Below are 18,821 nucleotides of genomic sequence, written 5' to 3'. Positions count from 1 at the left end.
AGCAAAAAATAAAGCATTAAAACTTATTAAGCTTGGAGATATATTTCCAAGCATTTTTTTGTGCATGTAAAACAACCTGTAAAACCCGTGCTCCTCTAAAAGTTTATAAAATGTAAAATTTTCAAATAACTAATTGATAAAAATACCCAGTTATACTATGATTATCATAACAATATTATAGACAGGTAATATACATGTCTTTTTTTATAGAGGAGTGACCGTTAAATGAGGATGGCAAAAGTGGGGATTCTTTTAGATAGAGAGGAAACCGAAAAACAGTGGAAGAAAGGGGAAAATGTATTTGACCGCTATTTGGAAGAGATTCTTGATCATGTAAGACTGCCTTATAAAAAAATAGATTCAATCGAGGAGCTTGACTCCTTTGATTTACTGATTGTGGCTTGTTGCCCTAATACAGAAGCTGCTCAAACAAAAATTTTAGATTATGTAGAAAATGGAGGTACAGTAATTTCATATGGCGAACTTCATTGTCTAAAAGAAAGGTTAGGCTTCAGTTCCCATTCTATTCCTGCTATAGGCTATGCAGAGCTTTCTTCTTTTCTTAACCAGTCAACGTCTCTTCGTTATTTACACGCGGATCCATGGGTCTATTTTGGAGATCAGTTAGAGATCCAACAATTTGGAGCGTTACTAGAGGGCAATGGAGATGCCCTGCTTCAAATTAAGTATGGAAAAGGGACCATTGAGCGATGGGCCGTCTCTATTCCCCAAACAATTGTAGGCTTACAGCAAGGTACTGCTCCTATAACAGAAGACGGAGTTCCTGCTCCCGACGGAAGTGCTAACTTGGATGAGGAGATATTAAAGGCGGACGACGGCTTTATGCTCGATTGGGACCTAGACCGAACGGTTACTGAAACAGGTATGCCTTATTTTCCCCATCCGTATGCTGATTTGTGGAGAGAAGCGTTAATAGAGCATTTAGTAAAGTGTGCTCTCGATAAAAATCTTACGCTTCCTTTCATTGATTATTGGCCAGCAGGAGTAGAACATGTTGCTTTAATCTCTCATGATAGTGACTTGAACGTGGACGAATCAGCACAAATAACGTTAGATACCCTAAAGGAAGAAGGCGTGCAATCGACTTGGTGTATGATTGTGCCTGGATATAATCCTTCTATTTACAAACAAATCAAAGCAGATGGGCATGAGCTAGCTCTACACTATAATGCATTAGAATCAGATAATGGAATTTGGTCAGAAAGTGCCTTTCATGCACAGCTGACTTGGTTGCAGCAGACAGTGGGTATAGAACAAGTGACGTCCAATAAAAATCACTATACGAGGTTTGAAGGCTGGGGAGAATTTTTTACTTGGTGTGAGAAATATGGAATACAGGCTGATCAATCGAGAGGTCCTAGCAAAAGAGGAAACATAGGCTTCTTATTTGGCACGTGTCAGCCTTATTTCCCTATCGCTTGGGCCGATGAAAAAAATCGAATGTATGATGTGCTAGAGATTGGTTTTCTGACCCAAGACTTGAACCATAATACGTTAGCGGATGCGACGGTTATCGAACCATTTTTGGAAGGAGTCAAACGAGTGAATGGAGTTGCTCATTTCCTATTTCATCAAATCCACATCTATCAGCAACCGCCAGTACGCGAAGCGATTATTCAACTAATCCGTATGGCAAGGCAGCAAGGCTTCTCGTTTTGGACTAGTAAGCAAATTAATGATTGGGAGAGAGCGAGACGCCAGGTTAAAATTATAGATGTATCTGAAGAGAATGGTGTGGTACTTAATGAAAATTCGATTGACGATAAGCTCGTTATTCTAATGCCCGTTCCAAAAGAAGATGCACAAACGGTCAAACGTTTTGGGCTGCATTGTAAGATGGTTTCTGCTACAAATCACCTTTTAAAGGAAGCGTAATGTTGGAGGGTCTAAAAATGAAAAACAACACTTTAGCGATTTTAGGTGGGCAAAAGGTTAAAACGACTCCATTCGGAACTGGGAAACGCTTTGGGATGGAGGAAGCAACGGAGCTACTAGAGGCACTAGAGCAAAATACACTCTTTTATCATTTCGGTAGCAAGGTTAAGAAATTTTTAGCAGATTTTAATGATTTATATCATGTGAAGTATAGTGTGGCTACCTCATCTGGAACTGCTGCGCTGCATGTTGCTCTAGGAGCAGCTGGTATTACAGTCGGTGACGAGGTCATAACTAGCCCAATTACAGACCAGGGTACTGTAATTGGTATCTTATATCAGAACGCTATACCTATATTTGCCGATTTAGAGCCAAATAGCTATAACATGACAGCTGAAGCCATTGAAAAGGTAATCTCACCTAAAACAAAGGCGATTATTGTTGTTCATCTTGCTGGAAACCCATGCGACATGGATTCCATTATGGAACTTGCTAGAAAGTACAATGTAAAAGTGATAGAGGATTGTGCCCAAAGCTATCTCACTACTTACAAAGGGCGCTTAACTGGCACAATTGGTGATTATGGATGCTTTAGTACAAACGACTTTAAGCATATATCTACAGGCGATGGCGGAATTGTTACTGTAAATTCCGGGGAAGAGGAAGATTACTTTACCACTCATGCATTTGCAGATAAAAACTATAAAAGACATGACAAGGAAGTTGTAAAAGATATTCAATATCTGGCACCTAACTATCGTATGACAGAACTTCAAGGTGCTGTTGGTATTGCGCAGATAAAAAAACTGGATTGGATATGTACGCGAAGAAATAAGCTTGGAGAACGATTGAGTAGTGGAATACAGAATACCAAGGGCATACGGCCAATGAAAATAACAACTGGGGGATGGTGCAGCTACTGGTTTTATATGCTAACGCTCGACTTAGATGTGTTAAGCTGCACCCGTGAAGAGTTCTCAGCGGCACTTACAGCAGAGGGTATTCCAAATTCACCAGGGTACATTCCACAAGTGTTATACGCACAAAGCCTATTCCAACAAAAACAGGCTTACTTAAATAGCGAATATCCTTTTAGTCTAGGTGAGTATAGTTATCAAGCCGGTAGCTGTCCAAATGCTGAAGAAATTTTGAAGACAGCGATACGGTTAGATATAAATGAGTTTTTTAGTGATCATGATATAGAGGATATGATTACTGCCTTAAATAAGGTAGCTGCCCATTATTGCGTCTAAAGGAGAGCCTATATGTATAACAAACTTATAGATCATGGAACTCCGGTTGTCGCGGAGGAGGAGCGAACAGCTGCTATATGTACGAAGGAACAAGCGAGTAAATTAGTAATTGCGGCCAAGGGCTTTGTGTTAATAATCGACTTAGAAAAAGGAACAAGCAAGCAAGTTTTCTTTCCACTGGAAAATAAAGAATACCCTTTTGCCTCATTTAATAGTGGAGGCTTATTTTATACGGGGGCAGGTAAGATGCTGCTCGTGTTAGACCCTTTCAAAGAGTGCTTTGTGGATTATCAAGTAATAGAGAATGGTGAGGAAATAGTCGGTTTTAGCTTTGCAGAGGACAGTGAGGGAATGATTTATTTCACTACATACCCTCACTGTCACTTGCTTTCCTATGATAGCAAATCGCAGCATGTTGTAGATTACGGCTCTATGCATGCCGAGGAAAAATATCCAGGAACAGTAGCTCTTGATACGCACGGATGGGCTTATATGGGAATTGGAACTGAGAAAAGAGATATAATAGCCTACCATTTAATAACTGGCCAGAAAAAGAGTTTGCTTTCCTCTCATCAAAGGCAGAAGGGAGCAGGCTATGTATATCTTGGAAACGATGGTACTGTCTATGGACACATAGAGGCATCCGACTTAAAGAATGTGTTAACGGCCTCTCAGTGGCTAAAGTTTTCTCAGGGAGAATGTAATCCAGCAGCGGACGTTGCACCTTCTAGTTTTGTAGGAACAGGATTTCAAAAAGTCCACATTCCAAATGAATCAAATTATCAGATCGAGCACTACAGCTTATCTGAAGGGCTTGTTCAAATTAGTCATAAGGATAGTGGGATACAGAAAACGATTCATTTAATATACCATTCGGAGGGAGCGGAACTTTCAAGTCTTTTTCTCGCTCCAGACGGATTTATCTATGGTACGTCCATGCACCCTCTACAATTTTTTCGGTATGATCCAACCAAAAACTCTCTTCAAAATTTTGGAGCACTAGAAAAGGGAGGGGGAGGAAATATTTGTGCCTATGCTTCCCATGAAAATCTGTTAGTGGGAGTGGCATACGCAGGTGGAAAGCTATATGTTTACGATTTAGATCAGCAATCTTCTATTCCTCGTTTAGTTTTAGAAGAGGATCAGATTCATCGACCTCGCTGTGCCCTTGCCTTGAGTGGAACGAAAGAAGTAATATGGGGTGGGTTTCCGGGCTATGGACTAGTTGGTGGTGCCTTGGCAATTTATAATATGGATACAGAAAAGCAGGTCGTAATACGCAATGAAGATATATTACCCTTTCACAGTACTATTTGTCTTAGTGAGCTCAGTAACGGAGATATTATAGGGGGCACAAGTGTAGAGGCACCTGGAGGAGCAGTATCAAAAGAACAGGATGCACGCTTATATGTGCTTGATCGAACAACCATGCAACTAAAATGCAGTTTCGTACCCTTTAATGGAACACGAGAAATTATTGCTATTTATACAGATATGTATAATCGGGTGCATGGTGTTACTGGGCTAGGAATGTACTTTATATGGGATACTGAAATGAATTCTATTCTTTCCGGAAAAGATCTATCCAGTTATGGGGAACCGATTCGTTCAGGCTTCGTTTATGACGAGCCTAATCACACGCTTTACTGTCTTATGTCAAACGCACTTATTGCGATTGATGTTAAGCAACCATGCCCCGAACCAATACTTAAGAAAGGGTTAGAAGCTAAAGCGAGCAGTGGTACTGTTCTATTTAATGGAAGAGTTTACTATGGTAGTGGCAGTCATTTATATAGTGTAAGTATAGAATGATGGGGTGAAGAAATGTATGCATTGTCCACTTTACATCAACAGGGTGCGCCTTCTCTTTTGCGATTAATGGAACGTAAAAGAGATTGGGAGAACAAAAGAGATGCAATCGAAAAAATTTGGTTACAATGTATTGGTGGGGTCCCACCTTTAGTACAGACACATTTTGATATAATCTCTTGGAAATCGTATGAAGATTACTATTTAATAAAGATAAGGTACGACACTGTTTTCGACGATATGGTTCCAGCAAACCTGCTAATACCGAAAGGATGTAACAGCAAAAAGGTTTCTACTAAAGATGACGCCATAGAGGTTTTGAACTCTAGTCACAAACAATATCCCTCCGTTATTGCGCTTCATCCAACGAGCGACAACGGGAAGGATGATGTAAGTACAACAGAGGGACGGCAAAACAGACAATATGGACTTGAGCTTGCTAAGAGAGGCTATGTAGTACTTGCCCCGGATACGATAACAGCTGGAGAACGGGTGCGACAGGACGAAAAGCCTTTTCAGACAGCAAGCTTTGACGCCGCACATCCGAACTGGTCTGCAGTAGCCAAAATGATTGTGGATCATCAGCAAGGAATTAGTCTATTAGAGAGTTTAAGTTGTGTAGATAGCGATAAAATAGGGGTGATCGGACACTCACTTGGAGGCTACAACGGTTACTTTTTAGCTGGCGTAGACCGTAGAATAAAGGCAGTAGTATGTAGTTGTGGATTTTCAACATTTGCAGGAGATCCGGAGTTACATCGTTGGGGAAAACGAGATTGGTTTAGTCATATCCCCCAGTTAAGTAACTACATAAATGATGATAAGGTTCCTTTTGAATTTACTGAAATAGCTGCATTAGTGGCACCTACACCTTTTTTTCTATGGATGGGGCAAAATGATTCTATTTTCCCGCATTGGAAACCAGCTGCTGAAGGACTTTTTGAACTAAATTCATTGTATAAGTGGATGGATTGTACAGAAAAAATCCAAACGTTAATAGGGAACTCGGGTCATGACTTCCCCTATGAAATTAGACAAGCAGCTTACTTATTTTTAGATAAATGGTTAATGAAATAAAACTACCAACCTTGCACATGTTATGATTGATTCATATCTTTATATAGCGCCAATTTTGGCAGGGGAGTTGTAAGCATTGATAAAACGACAAAGTGACTTTGAAAGTCGTTATAACAAGTTTATCCATGAGGTAAAACAAGAGATTATTACAGGGAAGATTAAACCTGGGGAATTTATATTGCCAGAAAATACATTAAGTAAAGAATATGCGCTTAGTCGAGTTTCCATAAGAAAAGCGTTAGCAGAGCTAGTGGAAGAAGGGCTTATAGAAAAAATAGCAGGAAAGGGAAACCGGGTAACCTTACCTGATGACACACAAAAGCAAACTTTAACGCTCGGTTGGTTTTCTAACTCCTATGAGATTGAGATTATTAATCTAATCATTCAGAGATTTGAACAATTGAATCCTTATATTAAGATAAATCTTGAAATTTTACCAAATGATCAGTACGTTTATAACCTTATGCAGTCATTTAAACACGGTTCTGGCCCGGACGTTTTTATAGTTTCAGACTATCATTATAGACAGCTGATGGAGAAGGATCACTTAGATCTTATAGAACCCTATTTACCAGCGCATATAGATCCGATGAAGGATAGTTATCACCAAGTTTTTCAAATGTTTTCAACGGAAAACAAAATGCATGTAACTCCGTTTGTTTTCTCGCCAGTAATGATTTGCTACAACAAACGGATATTTGAAAAAGCAGGCGTTCTAAACGATTTTCATATAAAAGATTGGAATGATCTGTTAGAGGTGTCCCGAAAAACAACAAATGATCTAAATGAGGATAATTTAGTGAATGAGTATGGTTTTTGTTTTTCGTCCTCGACTAACAGATGGCCAGTTTTTCTATTACAAAATAAAGGAAGCTTTAAGGATTCCACAGGAACTAAGCCGGTGATGAACAGTAAGGAAAATATAGAAGCGTTAGAGTTTTGTGTTGATTTAATGTACAAACATCAGGTATCCCCTATTTTTTCACATGGTAGCAACGACCTCGCTGAGAACCTGTTTATGCGAGAAGGGGCAGCGATGATCTTAACTACCTATTATTTTATGAATGAATTCAGAGACCATAAGATACAATGGGATGTAATTCCACCGCCTAAAAATAAAGATGCAGGCACACTTTTACTTGGAGGGGCACTTGGTGTCCATGTAGATAGTCCAAATAAGCCAGCCGCACATGCACTGATCGATTTTATGGTTAGTGAAGAGGCGCAAATATTGATAAAGAAAAATGGAAGTACGATTCCAATGCTGCGAAAGGTTGCAGAAGACAATAGACTCCTCCAGCCTGATATTCATCCAGAGCATTACAATGCCTTTATTGAAACGATGCCAGTCGCTAAAACGATCAAGGATTTACACCTAACGATTGAAGAATTTGAGTTAATTGAACGAGAAATGCATTTTTTATGGGCAAATATGGAGAAACCAGAGGAAACATGCCAAAGAATACAACAGCTTTTAGAATAAGATTAAGTAGTTTTAAAGGTAAATAATCATTTATTGGTATAAGAGATGAATTGAAATTCTAAGCCACTAGCCTGAGAATATGAATTCTATTGTATAAAAGTATGATTCTCTAATTGAATTCATAAAGTAATAAGAAATAAATAAGAGATTGTTGAAGATTTTAGATGGAGAAGATTGAATCTTTAAAAGGTTAGATAAACAAGAGGTGAATGGTATGGAGCTGACAGGCTGGAGAGGAACGCTATATCGATATATGGACTGGGGAATGCGGCTTGCCTATATAAATATCCTTTGGTTAGGCGGAATCATCTTAGGTCTAGGCGTTGTAGGTTTTTTCCCAGCTACAGTTGCTATGCTATCGGTTATACGCAAATGGAGCTATGGTGAAGAGGATATAAAAACCTTTCGTTACTTCAATGATATATATAGAAAAGAATTATTAAAATCTAATATCTATGGTTATATTTGGCTGATTATAGGCGTTATTCTTTTCGTAGATTTGCAGTTTTTTCGTAGCCTGCCAAATATAGCAGCCTTAATAGCATCATTTTTCTTCTTTATATTAGGTGTAATTTATTTGATCGCTTTATTGTATGCTTTTCCACTTTATGTCGGTTATCAGATGAAGCTTTCCCAGTATTTTAAGGATTGTATTTATATCGTTTTGGCCCATCCTTTGTTTGCGGTGTTCATGGTTTTAGGTTTTTATTTCCCCTATTATTTAGTCATGAAAATTCCTGGACTCATACCTTTTTATAGCGGAAGTTTAATAGGCGTTACTTTAATATTTCTATCCAATAAACTGTTTAAAATTATTGAATCAAAACAGCAAGAGCCCATTGAATATAAGAAATAAATAATTTTAGAAAAATATTGAATAAATGTAAAAATTAAACTAAAATTGGTAATATAAATACAGGTATTATACAGGTAAATAAATTGGCAAAAAGCTTCAAGGAAAGGGGAAATAAGTTATTGTTACTCAAAATAAAGACGCTGAGACAGTTGTTCCGACATTAGCTCACGTCAAGGAAAAACCAAAGCCCCCAAATAAAAATTCTATTAAGCAAAAACTGTGGCGGGATCGGTATCTATTGCTACTTCTTTTGCCAGGTGCCCTTTACTTTTTAATCTATCGATATATTCCGATGATTGGATTATTGTTAGCATTTAAAGATTATAGTCCATTCCAAGGATTTCTTAAGAGCCCTTGGGTTGGATTAAAACATTTTCAATCCATTTTTGAAGACTCGGAGGTTATACAAGTAATTTGGAATACACTTCAGATTTCCATGTTACAAATTATTTTTGCATTTCCTATTTCCATTATTTTAGCACTTATGCTGAATGAGTTAAGAAACCAAATGTATAAACGATTTCTGCAGTCTGTTGTATATATGCCTCACTTTCTTTCTTGGGTTGTGGTAGTTGGAATAACTGTTATCTTTCTACGAAGTGAAGGTTTAATAAATAACTTTCTTGGATCTTTTCTAGATATGAATCCTATACCTTTTCTAACGGATCCGGCACTGTTTAAACCGATTGTTGTATTGCAGGTCATCTGGAAGGAGTCTGGATGGGGTACTATATTGTTTCTAGCTGCCTTATCCGGCATCAGCCCTCATCTATATGAGGCAGCTGTCATGGATGGTGCGAGTCGCATGAGACAAATTTGGCATATAACATTGCCTGCATTAAAAAGTACGATTGTTATTTTATTAATCCTTCGTTTAGGAAACGTGATGGATAGTGGTTTTGAACAAATCTTTCTAATGCTAAATCCTTTTAATATGGAATCGGGTAATGTTCTCGATACGTATGTTTATTTTAAAGGAATACAGCAGGCGAATTTTAGTTTTGCAACCGCTGTTGGTCTATTTAAAGGAATAATTGGCTTGATTTTAGTGGTTCTTGCAAATAGGCTTGCTAAACGATTTGGTGAGGAAGGTCTATATTGACCATATGAAAGATTGAAAGATTCAAGATGACATGTCTTTATGGGAGACTCTCGTCTGGAAGGGGGTATGTTCATGTTTAGGTCTTCTGGGGAAAAAGTAATGGATTTTTTCAATGGTACAGTTCTCTTGATTATAGCAGCAGCCATGCTTTTTCCTTTTCTATATATTTTCTCGGTTTCGTTTTCTAGTGTTAGTGATGTATTAAATAGTGATTTCTTGTTATGGCCAAAGGAATGGGTGACTGATGCTTATACGTATATATTAGGCTCTGATCAATTTATTCGTTCGTTGTTCGTAACGGTCTATATTACTGTCGTTGGAACATTAGTAAATCTATTTTTTACTACGACGATGGCTTACTCGCTAACTAGAAATATTTTAGGGCAACGAACAATTCTTTTTCTAGTATTGTTTACGATGCTATTTTCAGCAGGGATGATCCCTACCTATATTATTGTAAAGGAAACAGGATTATTAAATTCCTTATGGGCTCTTATAATTCCTGTGGCGATTAGTCCATTTAATCTGATCATTATTACACAGTTTTTTAAAGGAATTCCAGAGGAACTGACAGAGGCGGCATTAATAGACGGTGCAAACGATATCCAAATATTTACTCGCATTATTTTACCTTTGTCGAAGCCAGCCTTGGCAGCATTCGGTTTATTTTACGCAGTAGGTCATTGGAACAGTTATTTCTCAGGGGTTCTATATTTAAATGATCCTGCAAAATGGCCGATTCAAGTAATTTTAAGGCAAATTGTAATAGTCAATGAGCCTAATGCGGCACTAGGGGGGCATGCAGCAATGCTGGAAAATCTTCCACCTCCTGAAACCGTTCAGATGGCTGCTATATTGTTAGCTACTTTACCGATTTTAATCGTCTATCCATTCTTACAAAAACACTTTGCTAAAGGAGTGATGCTTGGATCTGTTAAGGGGTGACTTTCTATCGCAATGGACATCGAGAATTTATTTACACCAGACAAAATAGTAATGGAGGGGTTAATGTGAGAAGTAAGCAGTGGTTTTATGGTTTTCTAATTCTTATCATTGGTCTAATTTTAGTAGCTTGTACCGATGAAAATGCCCAAACTGAACCAGCGAAAGAGCCGGAAAAAGAGACAAATAGTGCAGAACCAAACAAAGAGGAACCGGCAGTAGATCCGTTTGATCATACAGAAAAGTACACGATTACGGGAATGACATTTCGTTTCGGTGATCCACCACCACTGAAAAGCCCGGGTCTTGATATGATAAATGAACGCTTTAACGTGGACTATAAGCCGGAAATTATTCCTCAGGGAGACTATATTGAAAAGTCGTCTGCTATAGTTGCTTCTGGATCTATGCCAGACCTAATCGGATTTCCAGGAACAGACACTCGTTTTTATCAATGGGCAGAACAGGGAGCATTCCTGCCTTTAGATGATTATCTTAAGCATTATGACACACTAGGGAAAATCCCAGAATACGTTTACAACTCTTTTAAAGTGAACGGGAAGATCTATGGTATTCCACGTTACTCTCAACCGTACCCTGTAACACCAGTTATTCGTAAGGATTGGTTAGATAAGCTTGGTTTAGAAGTTCCTACTTCTTATGAGGAACTGGAGAAGGTAGCGATAGCTTTTACGAAGGAAGATCCAGATGGTAATGGAAAAGATGATACTTACGGCGTTGCAATTGGTGAAAATATTAACCCGAACTTTAATATGGGAACTTACTGGGACTTTAACGCTTGGTATCACCAAGATAAAGAAGGAAATTACATCCCAGGAATTATTTCTGACGGTAGAAAAGACTTGATCCAATTTTTTGCTAACCTTTATAAAGAAGGAGCGATGACGAAGGATTTTGCAGTTCTTGATTGGGCTAGCACGAACACGGAGTTTTACTCTGGAAAAGCTGGAATCTTTGTTGGGGGAGTTTCAGGTATGTCTGAAGCCTATTTCGAAGGTCTTTTAGCAGCAAATCCAGATGCACATTTAATAGCAATACCTCCTTTTGAGGCTCCAGATAAATCCAAGGGCTTCACTATTGGATCTGGTTATTCAGGTATTTTAGCTTTAAATGCTAACATGGCTGGAGACGAAGGTAAGATTTTCCGTGCTTTAGAAATGGTTGACTTTGGTAAAACATATTACCCAAGGGATACAAAAAATCCGGATAACGCTGATTTTGATTTCTATTTAGGTGGAGAAGGAAAAGGGTATAACATGGAAAATGGGCAGGCAGTTCAATTGCCAAACTTCTCATCTGATGGACTTTCACCTTCGACTTACTTCTTAGACAATCGTGAGCAAGTACCAGAAGATGCAAATATCACATATGCAGATGATTACAAAATGCCAGAAATGAAGGAAATGGTTCAATCTCTTCAGGAAATGTTTGAATCTAACAAGCTTTATGTAGATCCTTCATACGGAGTAATGTCTCCAACAAATCAGGAGAAAGGCACTGATTTAACACAATTCATCATGAACGAGCAAGCAAAAATGATTGCTGGCCAAAGACCAATCTCTGAATGGGATAGCTTGGTTGAGGAATACATGAAACGTGGAGGAGAACAAATTATTAAGGAAACGAACGAAGGAATTAAGGCAAAGGGTTACACAGAAAGAGAATGGAAATAATATAAAAAGAGAGCAGCTCCAAAAGTCATTTAAAGACTTTGGTGCTGCTTTTTTTTGAAATAGCTATGTAAAAGGGTATGGTTGATTAATGTTGCAAGGAATCTTTAAGTCAGAAAGTAGAATTGATTTTTCACACCAGCCGGACGCTTTTTCGCGGAGTGAGCGATAATCCATCACCCATCGCTTACGTGTGTGTTTGTGATGTCTTATCTGTCTCACTTATTCCTGCTTATGTCGCCGTCTGGTGCTCCATTCAATAAATGGGAACGGCTTTAATTCATCGATAAAGTGCTTATAAATTTACTTGCATAAACAAAATTTATGTTCTTAATAGTCATTTGAATGTCACTTCTGTAATGTTTACAATCACTTTAAAAAAAGAAGTTTTAATCAAAATTAACCAATAACTTTAACAAAGCTTTAGAAATAAACAAATATTGACTTCGTTTAAGAAATTTAACTTTCTAATGCAGAACTCTCATTTATTTATTGAATATTTTGAAACTAAAATTTTAGATATACGTAAATTTATGACGAGAAAGTTATTATACTTTCATATAGCAAAGGGGGAATGATTAATGAAGAAAAAATTACTTTTGGTTTTTATAGTGTTACTGCTACAGACAGGCTGCTCATATACTTTTAGCATAAATAGTACGGAGGACTTTATAGAAAGCGTTCCACATCCAAATTCAACTGAGATATTGGATAAACTGCAAAAGGAAGATTATGAAGTTGTGTTTTATGAAGATGAAACAGGATTCCGTACTGGATATAAAAAGTCGGTTGATGAATATTGGACACATACTGGAAACGGTGAGATAGATCCTGGTGACGGTATGGACTGGGTAATGTTTAATAATCCAAAAGTACCTTTAACATTGTTTGGAGGAATTATCACAAATGATCAAATTACAACCGTGCTTGTGAAGCAAAAAACAATAGAGAAGGGAGCTACAATTGTTGAGATTTCTGAAGGATTAAGATGTTGGTTTGTTACCTTTGATGCTTTAGAAGAAGCAGATGCTGGGGAACCCGACCCATTGAAAATCGAAGCATTTGATAGTAATGGAAATGTTTTATGGAAAGAGGGTGTTTATGAAGGTGGGCATTTTAGTGGGAAAATAACTAATTAAATTCTACTTTCTCATCCAATTACTTATAGAACTAATTAAAGAGCCGTTATACGATGTTATGGGGGACAAAACTAGTGAAAATACATATATTTGGTGCTTCTGGATCTGGAACAACTACCTTAGCGAAAGCATTATCCGATGAAATTTGCTGGACCCATTTGGACACAGATGATTATTTTTGGTTAACAAAATATACAGAGATAAGAGAACTGGAAGAAAGAAAAGACCTCCTGGAAAGAGATTTAAACTCACATGGAAATTCAATCTTATCTGGAGCAGTATGTGGTTGGGGAGAAGATTTAAAAACTTATTTTGATGTGGTCATTTTTTTATGGATACCACCGAATATTAGATTAGAAAGACTTGAAAAAAGAGAGTTTCAAAGATACGGAAATGATATTTTAGCAGGTGGACCCAAGCACGAACAATACAAGGAGTTTATGGAGTGGGCTGGGCTATATGATCATGCAGGAATGGAAGTGAGAAGTAAAGCTTTACATGAAGAATGGTTGACGACATTGACATGTCCAGTTTTGCGGATAGAAGGAGATTATACTGTCCAAGAACGTGTAGATATGACAAAGAGCTTTTTGCAGCAAAAATATGGATTACTACAATAACCTTCTAGATTACTACAATGACCGAATGGATTACTACAATCAGAAGCTACTTTACGACAATCAGTGAACATTTTACGACAATCAACCAATTATTTACGATAATCCTCCTTTTCATAAGAAAAGCTCCTTGATTTAAACAAATTCAAGGAGCCTAGTGCTAGTTTTATATTCGATGCTCTGAATAAGTAGTTTTTTTCGTTATTTCAGAAGCTTTTGCTAGTAAGTCATCAGGTATCTTAGCTTGATACGCTTCAATTGTCTCCATTAATTGTTCAGATGAGCTTGCTCCAACGATTGCAGCACCACTTTGCAGGACATAGTGAAGAGCTATGCTAGTTAGTGATGCATCTAAAGACTTTAGTTCCCCTATCGTGTCTAGTAGCTCCTTGTTTGTATAAGAGAGGTAGTCGCCCGCTTTTTTAGCACGAATAAGCCCTTCATCTTCGGTCAGCATACCTTTTGCAAGCGAGCCTCTACTAAGCAGGGTAGTCCTGTTTTGTTCCAGTAAGTGTAACCACTCCTCTGGTCTTCTATCTAGCAAGCTATATTGCATCATAACCGATACTGCATTGCTTTTTTGTAGGAAGCGGTTAATAACATTCGGTCTGATAGAAGAGATGCCGTATTCTCTAATTAGGCCTTCCTTTTTTAAAGATTCCATCGTATCAATCACTTCATCCACATTGTCATCCATTGTCCCGCCGTGTAGCTGGTACACATCAATATAATCTGTTTGAAGGCGTTTTAGGGATTCATGTATCGCCGTTTGAATCCATTCTTTTGAGGCATCCCAATGCCAGCCATCACCATTTTCGTTTAGTCGATTACCGACCTTAGAGGCAATAACTATGTCCTGACGATGAGGTTTAAGAAGAGTACCTAGAATCTTTTCGTTTTCTCCACGGTCATACAAATCTGCCGTGTCATAATACGTAATACCATGTTCCATTGCGGTTTGAATAATCTTTTCGGCTTCTGTAATGTTTGTGGGTAGTGACATACAACCAAGTCCGATTTCTGAAATAGAGATTTCACTTTTTCCTAATTGTCTTTTTTCCAAGATTATCACTTCCTTTCCTACATGGTACAATGAGAATTAGATAGATTCAAATGAGAGGAAGAAAATTAATGAAAAAATTTGAAGAAAAAACAGTTACAACTGATTTAAAATATACTGGTCGAATTATTACATTACAGGTAGATGATGTTCTTTTACCGAATGGGAAGCAAGGTAAAAGAGAGATTGTGAAGCACCCGGGAGCAGTTGCAGTAGTAGCTGTAACTGACGATAAAAAAATAATTTTAGTAGAACAGTATAGAAAAGCACTGGAACGCTCTATTATTGAAATACCGGCTGGTAAAATTGAGCCAAATGAGGCCCCAGAGCTTACAGCAATGCGAGAGCTTGAAGAGGAGACAGGCTATACTTGTAGTAATCTGAAGTATATACAATCTTTTGCAACCTCACCTGGATTTGCTGATGAGATTATACACCTTTACTTGGCTGAAAATATTGTAAAAATGGAGAATCCAGCTGATTTAGACGAGGATGAGTTCGTTGAATTATTACATGTCAGTCTTGAAGATATGGAACAAATGGTAATCTCTCAACAGATCTTTGATGCAAAAACAGCTTTCGCCTATATTTGGTTAAAAGATTATTTAAAATAAGCATGTTTGAACCTAGTACAAGCATAAGATGAAAATAGATAGGGGGGATTCCAAGTTGAACCAGTCTTATACTATTTTCGTATCTTTTTGTGTACTAGTTGTTAGTTTTATAGGAGGATTAATACTTTTTGAACGTAGCTCACCAGAACAGCAGCAGTGGATTATCAACCTTTTGGATGCACGAGTCTTATTGGAAGGGCCACCTAGTTTCCTAGAGACGATTTTTCCTCACTTGATGATTGCAGTCGTTTTTTTCTTGTTTTATCAGCATCGCTACTTACAAAGATTCATCTTAGTCATTTGCGCATTCAAAATTACCTTTTATGGATTCTGTTCCAGTTTTTTGCTGCAAACTCAAGAAAGTACTTTTCCGTATGTATTTTGGTGGTTCCCATTTCAACTCGTCTACTGTATCCTATTACTTGCATTGGCAAGAAGAGTAAATCTCTTTACACTTGGCTTCTATATAATTACTATTATAATAGAGTTTATTCTTTTACCATTTATCGTATTTAATAATTAGTATTTATTAATAATTATTATTATGTGAATCTCTTGTAATGAGAAAACACTTCTTGTTATAATAGTGGTAGTTAAGGAGGCGTCATATGGAGAGCCGTATTGATCGTATTAAAAAACAATTATCTGGTGCGGGCTATAAACTGACGCCACAGCGTGAAGCGACAGTTCGAGTATTGCTTGAAAATGAAGAAGATCATTTGAGTGCGGAGGATGTTTTTCTACTAGTTAGAGAAAAATCACCTGATATAGGACTAGCGACTGTTTATCGAACATTAGAGTTATTAAATGAATTGAATGTAGTAGATAAAATTCAATTTGGAGATGGCGTATCACGCTATGACTTAAGACAAGAAGGCGCTGCACATTTTCATCATCATCTTGTATGTATCGAATGCGGAGCTGTGGATGAAATTCAAGAGGACTTGCTAGAGGATGTAGAGGCAATCGTGGAAAAAAGATGGAATTTTATTATAAAAGATCATCGTTTAACGTTCCATGGGATCTGCCATCGTTGCCAAGATAAATAACCAAAAAGGATAGCTAAAATATGCTATCCTTTTTTTAATTGCATAATTATTTAATAGGAGGTTTTTTGATGAAAGAGGGTCTGCTTCATTTAGAAGATTATTTGCATTTCCTCCGCATAGAACGACAGCTAGCAGAGAATACATTAGTTTCCTATAAAAATGATTTAACGGAATATTTAAAGTCTATATTTAACATCCAGCAATTAAGTAGTTTAGCAGACGTTGAACGGCATCATATCATTTTACATTTAAGAGATTTAAAGGAAAAAGGTAAATCAGCCCGAACAGTTTCTCGACATATTTCGTCTATCCGTTCCTTTCATCAGTTTTTGTTGCGGGATAAAGTGACAACAACCGACCCTACTATTCATTTAGAGCTTCCTCAACTAGAGCAGAAGCTACCGAACTTTTTGTCAGTTGAGGAGCTGAACACCCTTTTAGCGAGCATTGATGTGTCCAAGCCGCAGGGAGTGAGAGACCTCGCAATGTTTGAACTTATGTATGCAAGTGGTATGCGTATAAGTGAGTGTCTAAATTTAAATTTAGAGGATTTACATTTATCGATGGGATTTGTCCGTGTGTTTGGTAAGGGAGGGAAGGAACGTATTATTCCACTTGGTGGAGCAGCATTGCGTGCCTGTAGCAATTATATCGAACATGCACGCCCTGCACTACTCAAAAAAGAACGTACAGATGCTATTTTTATCAATCAAAGAGGGAAACGTTTAACAAGACAGGGAATATGGAAATTACTAAACAAGCATGTCCTTGCTGCTGGCATTAAAAAAGAAATTACACCACATATTTTACGGCATTCTTTTGCAACTCACTTGATTGAGAATGGGGCAGATCTAAGAGCCGTTCAGGAAATGTTAGGACATGCTGACATCTCTACGACACAGATTTACACCCACGTAAGTAAAAAGCGATTAAAAGAAGTTTACAAACAATACCATCCTCGTGCATAATGTCAGAGGTCTGACATTTATTTTCGGAGATTTTTTGGTACACTAATAAAGAACAAGTAGGAGGTAGAAATTATGGGAAAATTTAAACGTATACATGTCATTGTGATGGACTCTGTCGGAATCGGTGAAGCACCAGATGCTGCAGCCTTCGGTGACGTTGGCTCACATACACTTGGACATATTGCAGAAAAAATGAATGGATTGAAAATGCCAGAAATGCAAAAGCTAGGGCTAGGAAATATTGAAGCTATTAAAGGTATTGCTCCAGCAGATCAACCAACAGCTTATTACGGGAAGATGCAAGAAGTTTCTGTCGGTAAAGATACGATGACTGGCCACTGGGAGATTATGGGGTTAAATATCGACAAACCATTTAAAGTATATCCAAACGGATTTCCTGAAGAGCTTATCACTGCTTTAGAGGAGAAAACAGGGCGTAAGGTGATTGGCAACAAGCCAGCGAGTGGTACAGAGATTTTAGACGAGCTAGGGGAAGAGCATATGAAAACGGGAGCAATAATCGTTTATACTTCCGCTGATCCAGTTCTTCAAATTGCTGCACACGAAGAAGTGGTTCCATTAGAAGAATTATACCGAATTTGTGAAATCGCAAGAGAACTGACGTTGTCTCCTGAATTTTTAGTTGGTCGTATCATTGCACGTCCATTTATTGGAGAGCCAGGAAGCTTTGTTCGTACTTCAAATCGTCATGACTATGCTCTAAAACCGTTCGCTCGTACAGCAATGAATGAATTGCAAGATGCTGGTTTAGAAGTAATGGCGATTGGTAAAATTAATGACATTTTTAATGGGGAAGGTATTACTTCCACAGTTAGAACAAAAGATAACATGGATGGCATGGACAAATTTATCGAAACGTTGGATAAAGACTTTACAGGTATTAGTTTCTTAAACCTAGTAGACTTCGATGCTTTATATGGTCACCGCAGAGATCCAATTGGCTACGGTAAGGCTCTAGAAGAGTTCGATGCTCGCTTGAAGGAAGCGCTTCCTAAGCTAACAAGTGATGATTTATTAATCATTACAGCTGATCACGGAAACGACCCTACAATGCCAGGAACAGACCACACGCGTGAATTTGTTCCATTAACTGTTTATTCACCTAGATTTACAGAAATTAAAGAATTGCCTTTACGTATGACATTTGCAGATATAGGAGCAACAATTGCAGATAACTTTGATGTAAAGCCAACTGCATTTGGTGAAAGCTTCCTATCTTTATTAAAATAAAGGACGTGTATGAA

General features: G+C 37.8%; 17 protein-coding genes. 16 read left to right on the top strand and 1 reads right to left on the bottom strand.

Going from position 1 to position 18,821, the window contains the following annotated elements:
• Positions 1 to 225 precede the first annotated feature (225 nt).
• From MKY09_RS11130 to MKY09_RS11080, 11 genes are all read left to right on the top strand, one after another.
• Positions 226 to 1,896, top strand: a complete 1,671-nt coding sequence (locus MKY09_RS11130) for a hypothetical protein (protein WP_342566636.1) — start codon at positions 226 to 228, stop codon at positions 1,894 to 1,896.
• Positions 1,897 to 1,913: 17 nt separating this feature from the next.
• Positions 1,914 to 3,149, top strand: a complete 1,236-nt coding sequence (locus tag MKY09_RS11125) for a DegT/DnrJ/EryC1/StrS family aminotransferase (protein ID WP_298472289.1) — start codon at positions 1,914 to 1,916, stop codon at positions 3,147 to 3,149.
• 12 nt (positions 3,150 to 3,161) lie between these two features.
• Positions 3,162 to 4,961 (top strand): hypothetical protein, encoded by a 1,800-nt coding sequence (locus MKY09_RS11120; RefSeq protein ID WP_342566635.1) that lies wholly within the window; start codon positions 3,162 to 3,164, stop codon positions 4,959 to 4,961.
• A gap of 12 nt (positions 4,962 to 4,973) precedes the next feature.
• Entirely contained in the window at positions 4,974 to 6,035 is a 1,062-nt protein-coding gene (locus MKY09_RS11115; RefSeq protein ID WP_342566634.1) for a dienelactone hydrolase family protein, read from the top strand.
• A 76-nt stretch (positions 6,036 to 6,111) separates the two neighbouring features.
• A complete protein-coding gene (locus tag MKY09_RS11110; RefSeq protein ID WP_342566633.1) occupies positions 6,112 to 7,518 on the top strand; it encodes an extracellular solute-binding protein in 1,407 nt (468 codons plus the stop codon).
• A gap of 214 nt (positions 7,519 to 7,732) precedes the next feature.
• The gene (locus MKY09_RS11105) at positions 7,733 to 8,374 is read left to right on the top strand and encodes a YesL family protein (RefSeq protein ID WP_169360819.1); all 642 of its coding nucleotides are present in this window, start codon (positions 7,733 to 7,735) and stop codon (positions 8,372 to 8,374) included.
• Positions 8,375 to 8,579: 205 nt separating this feature from the next.
• Positions 8,580 to 9,476, top strand: coding sequence for an ABC transporter permease subunit (locus MKY09_RS11100; protein ID WP_169360831.1), 897 nt, complete (start codon positions 8,580 to 8,582; stop codon positions 9,474 to 9,476).
• A gap of 72 nt (positions 9,477 to 9,548) precedes the next feature.
• Positions 9,549 to 10,421 (top strand): carbohydrate ABC transporter permease, encoded by an 873-nt coding sequence (locus tag MKY09_RS11095; RefSeq protein WP_169360820.1) that lies wholly within the window; start codon positions 9,549 to 9,551, stop codon positions 10,419 to 10,421.
• Between the two features lie 65 nt (positions 10,422 to 10,486).
• Positions 10,487 to 12,112: an extracellular solute-binding protein gene (locus tag MKY09_RS11090; protein ID WP_251555969.1), complete on the top strand. Its 1,626-nt coding sequence runs from the start codon at positions 10,487 to 10,489 to the stop codon at positions 12,110 to 12,112.
• Between the two features lie 578 nt (positions 12,113 to 12,690).
• Positions 12,691 to 13,248, top strand: a complete 558-nt coding sequence (locus MKY09_RS11085; protein ID WP_169360821.1) for a hypothetical protein — start codon at positions 12,691 to 12,693, stop codon at positions 13,246 to 13,248.
• A 53-nt stretch (positions 13,249 to 13,301) separates the two neighbouring features.
• Positions 13,302 to 13,868 carry an AAA family ATPase gene (locus MKY09_RS11080; protein WP_251555967.1) on the top strand — a complete coding sequence of 189 codons (567 nt, stop codon included), beginning with the start codon at positions 13,302 to 13,304 and terminating at the stop codon, positions 13,866 to 13,868.
• A 163-nt stretch (positions 13,869 to 14,031) separates the two neighbouring features.
• On the opposite strand, the gene MKY09_RS11075 is transcribed toward MKY09_RS11080, so the two are convergent.
• Complete coding sequence (locus MKY09_RS11075; RefSeq protein WP_342566632.1) at positions 14,032 to 14,928, bottom strand: aldo/keto reductase; 897 nt, start codon at positions 14,926 to 14,928, stop codon at positions 14,032 to 14,034.
• A 68-nt stretch (positions 14,929 to 14,996) separates the two neighbouring features.
• Between MKY09_RS11075 and MKY09_RS11070 the strand changes: the two genes are divergently transcribed.
• The 5 genes from MKY09_RS11070 (at position 14,997) to deoB (ending at position 18,807) form a co-directional block, all read left to right on the top strand.
• On the top strand, positions 14,997 to 15,539 hold the full coding sequence (locus tag MKY09_RS11070; RefSeq protein ID WP_340883735.1) for an NUDIX hydrolase: 543 nt from the start codon (positions 14,997 to 14,999) through the stop codon (positions 15,537 to 15,539).
• Positions 15,540 to 15,594: 55 nt separating this feature from the next.
• Positions 15,595 to 16,062, top strand: a complete 468-nt coding sequence (locus tag MKY09_RS11065; RefSeq protein WP_169360825.1) for a hypothetical protein — start codon at positions 15,595 to 15,597, stop codon at positions 16,060 to 16,062.
• Between the two features lie 85 nt (positions 16,063 to 16,147).
• Entirely contained in the window at positions 16,148 to 16,588 is a 441-nt protein-coding gene (locus MKY09_RS11060; protein WP_169360826.1) for a Fur family transcriptional regulator, read from the top strand.
• Positions 16,589 to 16,656: 68 nt separating this feature from the next.
• Positions 16,657 to 17,556, top strand: coding sequence for a site-specific tyrosine recombinase XerD (gene xerD / locus MKY09_RS11055; RefSeq protein ID WP_342560667.1), 900 nt, complete (start codon positions 16,657 to 16,659; stop codon positions 17,554 to 17,556).
• A gap of 72 nt (positions 17,557 to 17,628) precedes the next feature.
• Positions 17,629 to 18,807 (top strand): phosphopentomutase, encoded by a 1,179-nt coding sequence (gene deoB, locus MKY09_RS11050; RefSeq protein WP_342560668.1) that lies wholly within the window; start codon positions 17,629 to 17,631, stop codon positions 18,805 to 18,807.
• Positions 18,808 to 18,821 lie beyond the last annotated feature (14 nt).

This window comes from Psychrobacillus sp. FSL K6-4046, assembly GCF_038624605.1.
GTDB lineage: Bacteria > Bacillota > Bacilli > Bacillales_A > Planococcaceae > Psychrobacillus.
Note: the sequence above shows the minus strand (reverse complement) of the source record. Positions and strands in the feature narration are given on the sequence as shown.

What these genes read in the sequence shown, in the direction of transcription:
- MKY09_RS11085 (WP_169360821.1), top strand. Translation starts at nt 12,691, where the DNA reads ATGAAGAAAAAATTACTTTTGGTTTTTATAGTGTTACTGCTACAGACA.
- MKY09_RS11060 (WP_169360826.1), top strand. Translation starts at nt 16,148, where the DNA reads ATGGAGAGCCGTATTGATCGTATTAAAAAACAATTATCTGGTGCGGGC.
- MKY09_RS11130 (WP_342566636.1), top strand. Translation starts at nt 226, where the DNA reads ATGAGGATGGCAAAAGTGGGGATTCTTTTAGATAGAGAGGAAACCGAA.
- MKY09_RS11080 (WP_251555967.1), top strand. Translation starts at nt 13,302, where the DNA reads ATGTTATGGGGGACAAAACTAGTGAAAATACATATATTTGGTGCTTCT.
- MKY09_RS11095 (WP_169360820.1), top strand. Translation starts at nt 9,549, where the DNA reads ATGTTTAGGTCTTCTGGGGAAAAAGTAATGGATTTTTTCAATGGTACA.
- MKY09_RS11120 (WP_342566635.1), top strand. Translation starts at nt 3,162, where the DNA reads ATGTATAACAAACTTATAGATCATGGAACTCCGGTTGTCGCGGAGGAG.
- MKY09_RS11115 (WP_342566634.1), top strand. Translation starts at nt 4,974, where the DNA reads ATGTATGCATTGTCCACTTTACATCAACAGGGTGCGCCTTCTCTTTTG.
- deoB (WP_342560668.1), top strand. Translation starts at nt 17,629, where the DNA reads ATGGGAAAATTTAAACGTATACATGTCATTGTGATGGACTCTGTCGGA.
- MKY09_RS11070 (WP_340883735.1), top strand. Translation starts at nt 14,997, where the DNA reads ATGAAAAAATTTGAAGAAAAAACAGTTACAACTGATTTAAAATATACT.
- MKY09_RS11105 (WP_169360819.1), top strand. Translation starts at nt 7,733, where the DNA reads ATGGAGCTGACAGGCTGGAGAGGAACGCTATATCGATATATGGACTGG.
- MKY09_RS11125 (WP_298472289.1), top strand. Translation starts at nt 1,914, where the DNA reads ATGAAAAACAACACTTTAGCGATTTTAGGTGGGCAAAAGGTTAAAACG.
- xerD (WP_342560667.1), top strand. Translation starts at nt 16,657, where the DNA reads ATGAAAGAGGGTCTGCTTCATTTAGAAGATTATTTGCATTTCCTCCGC.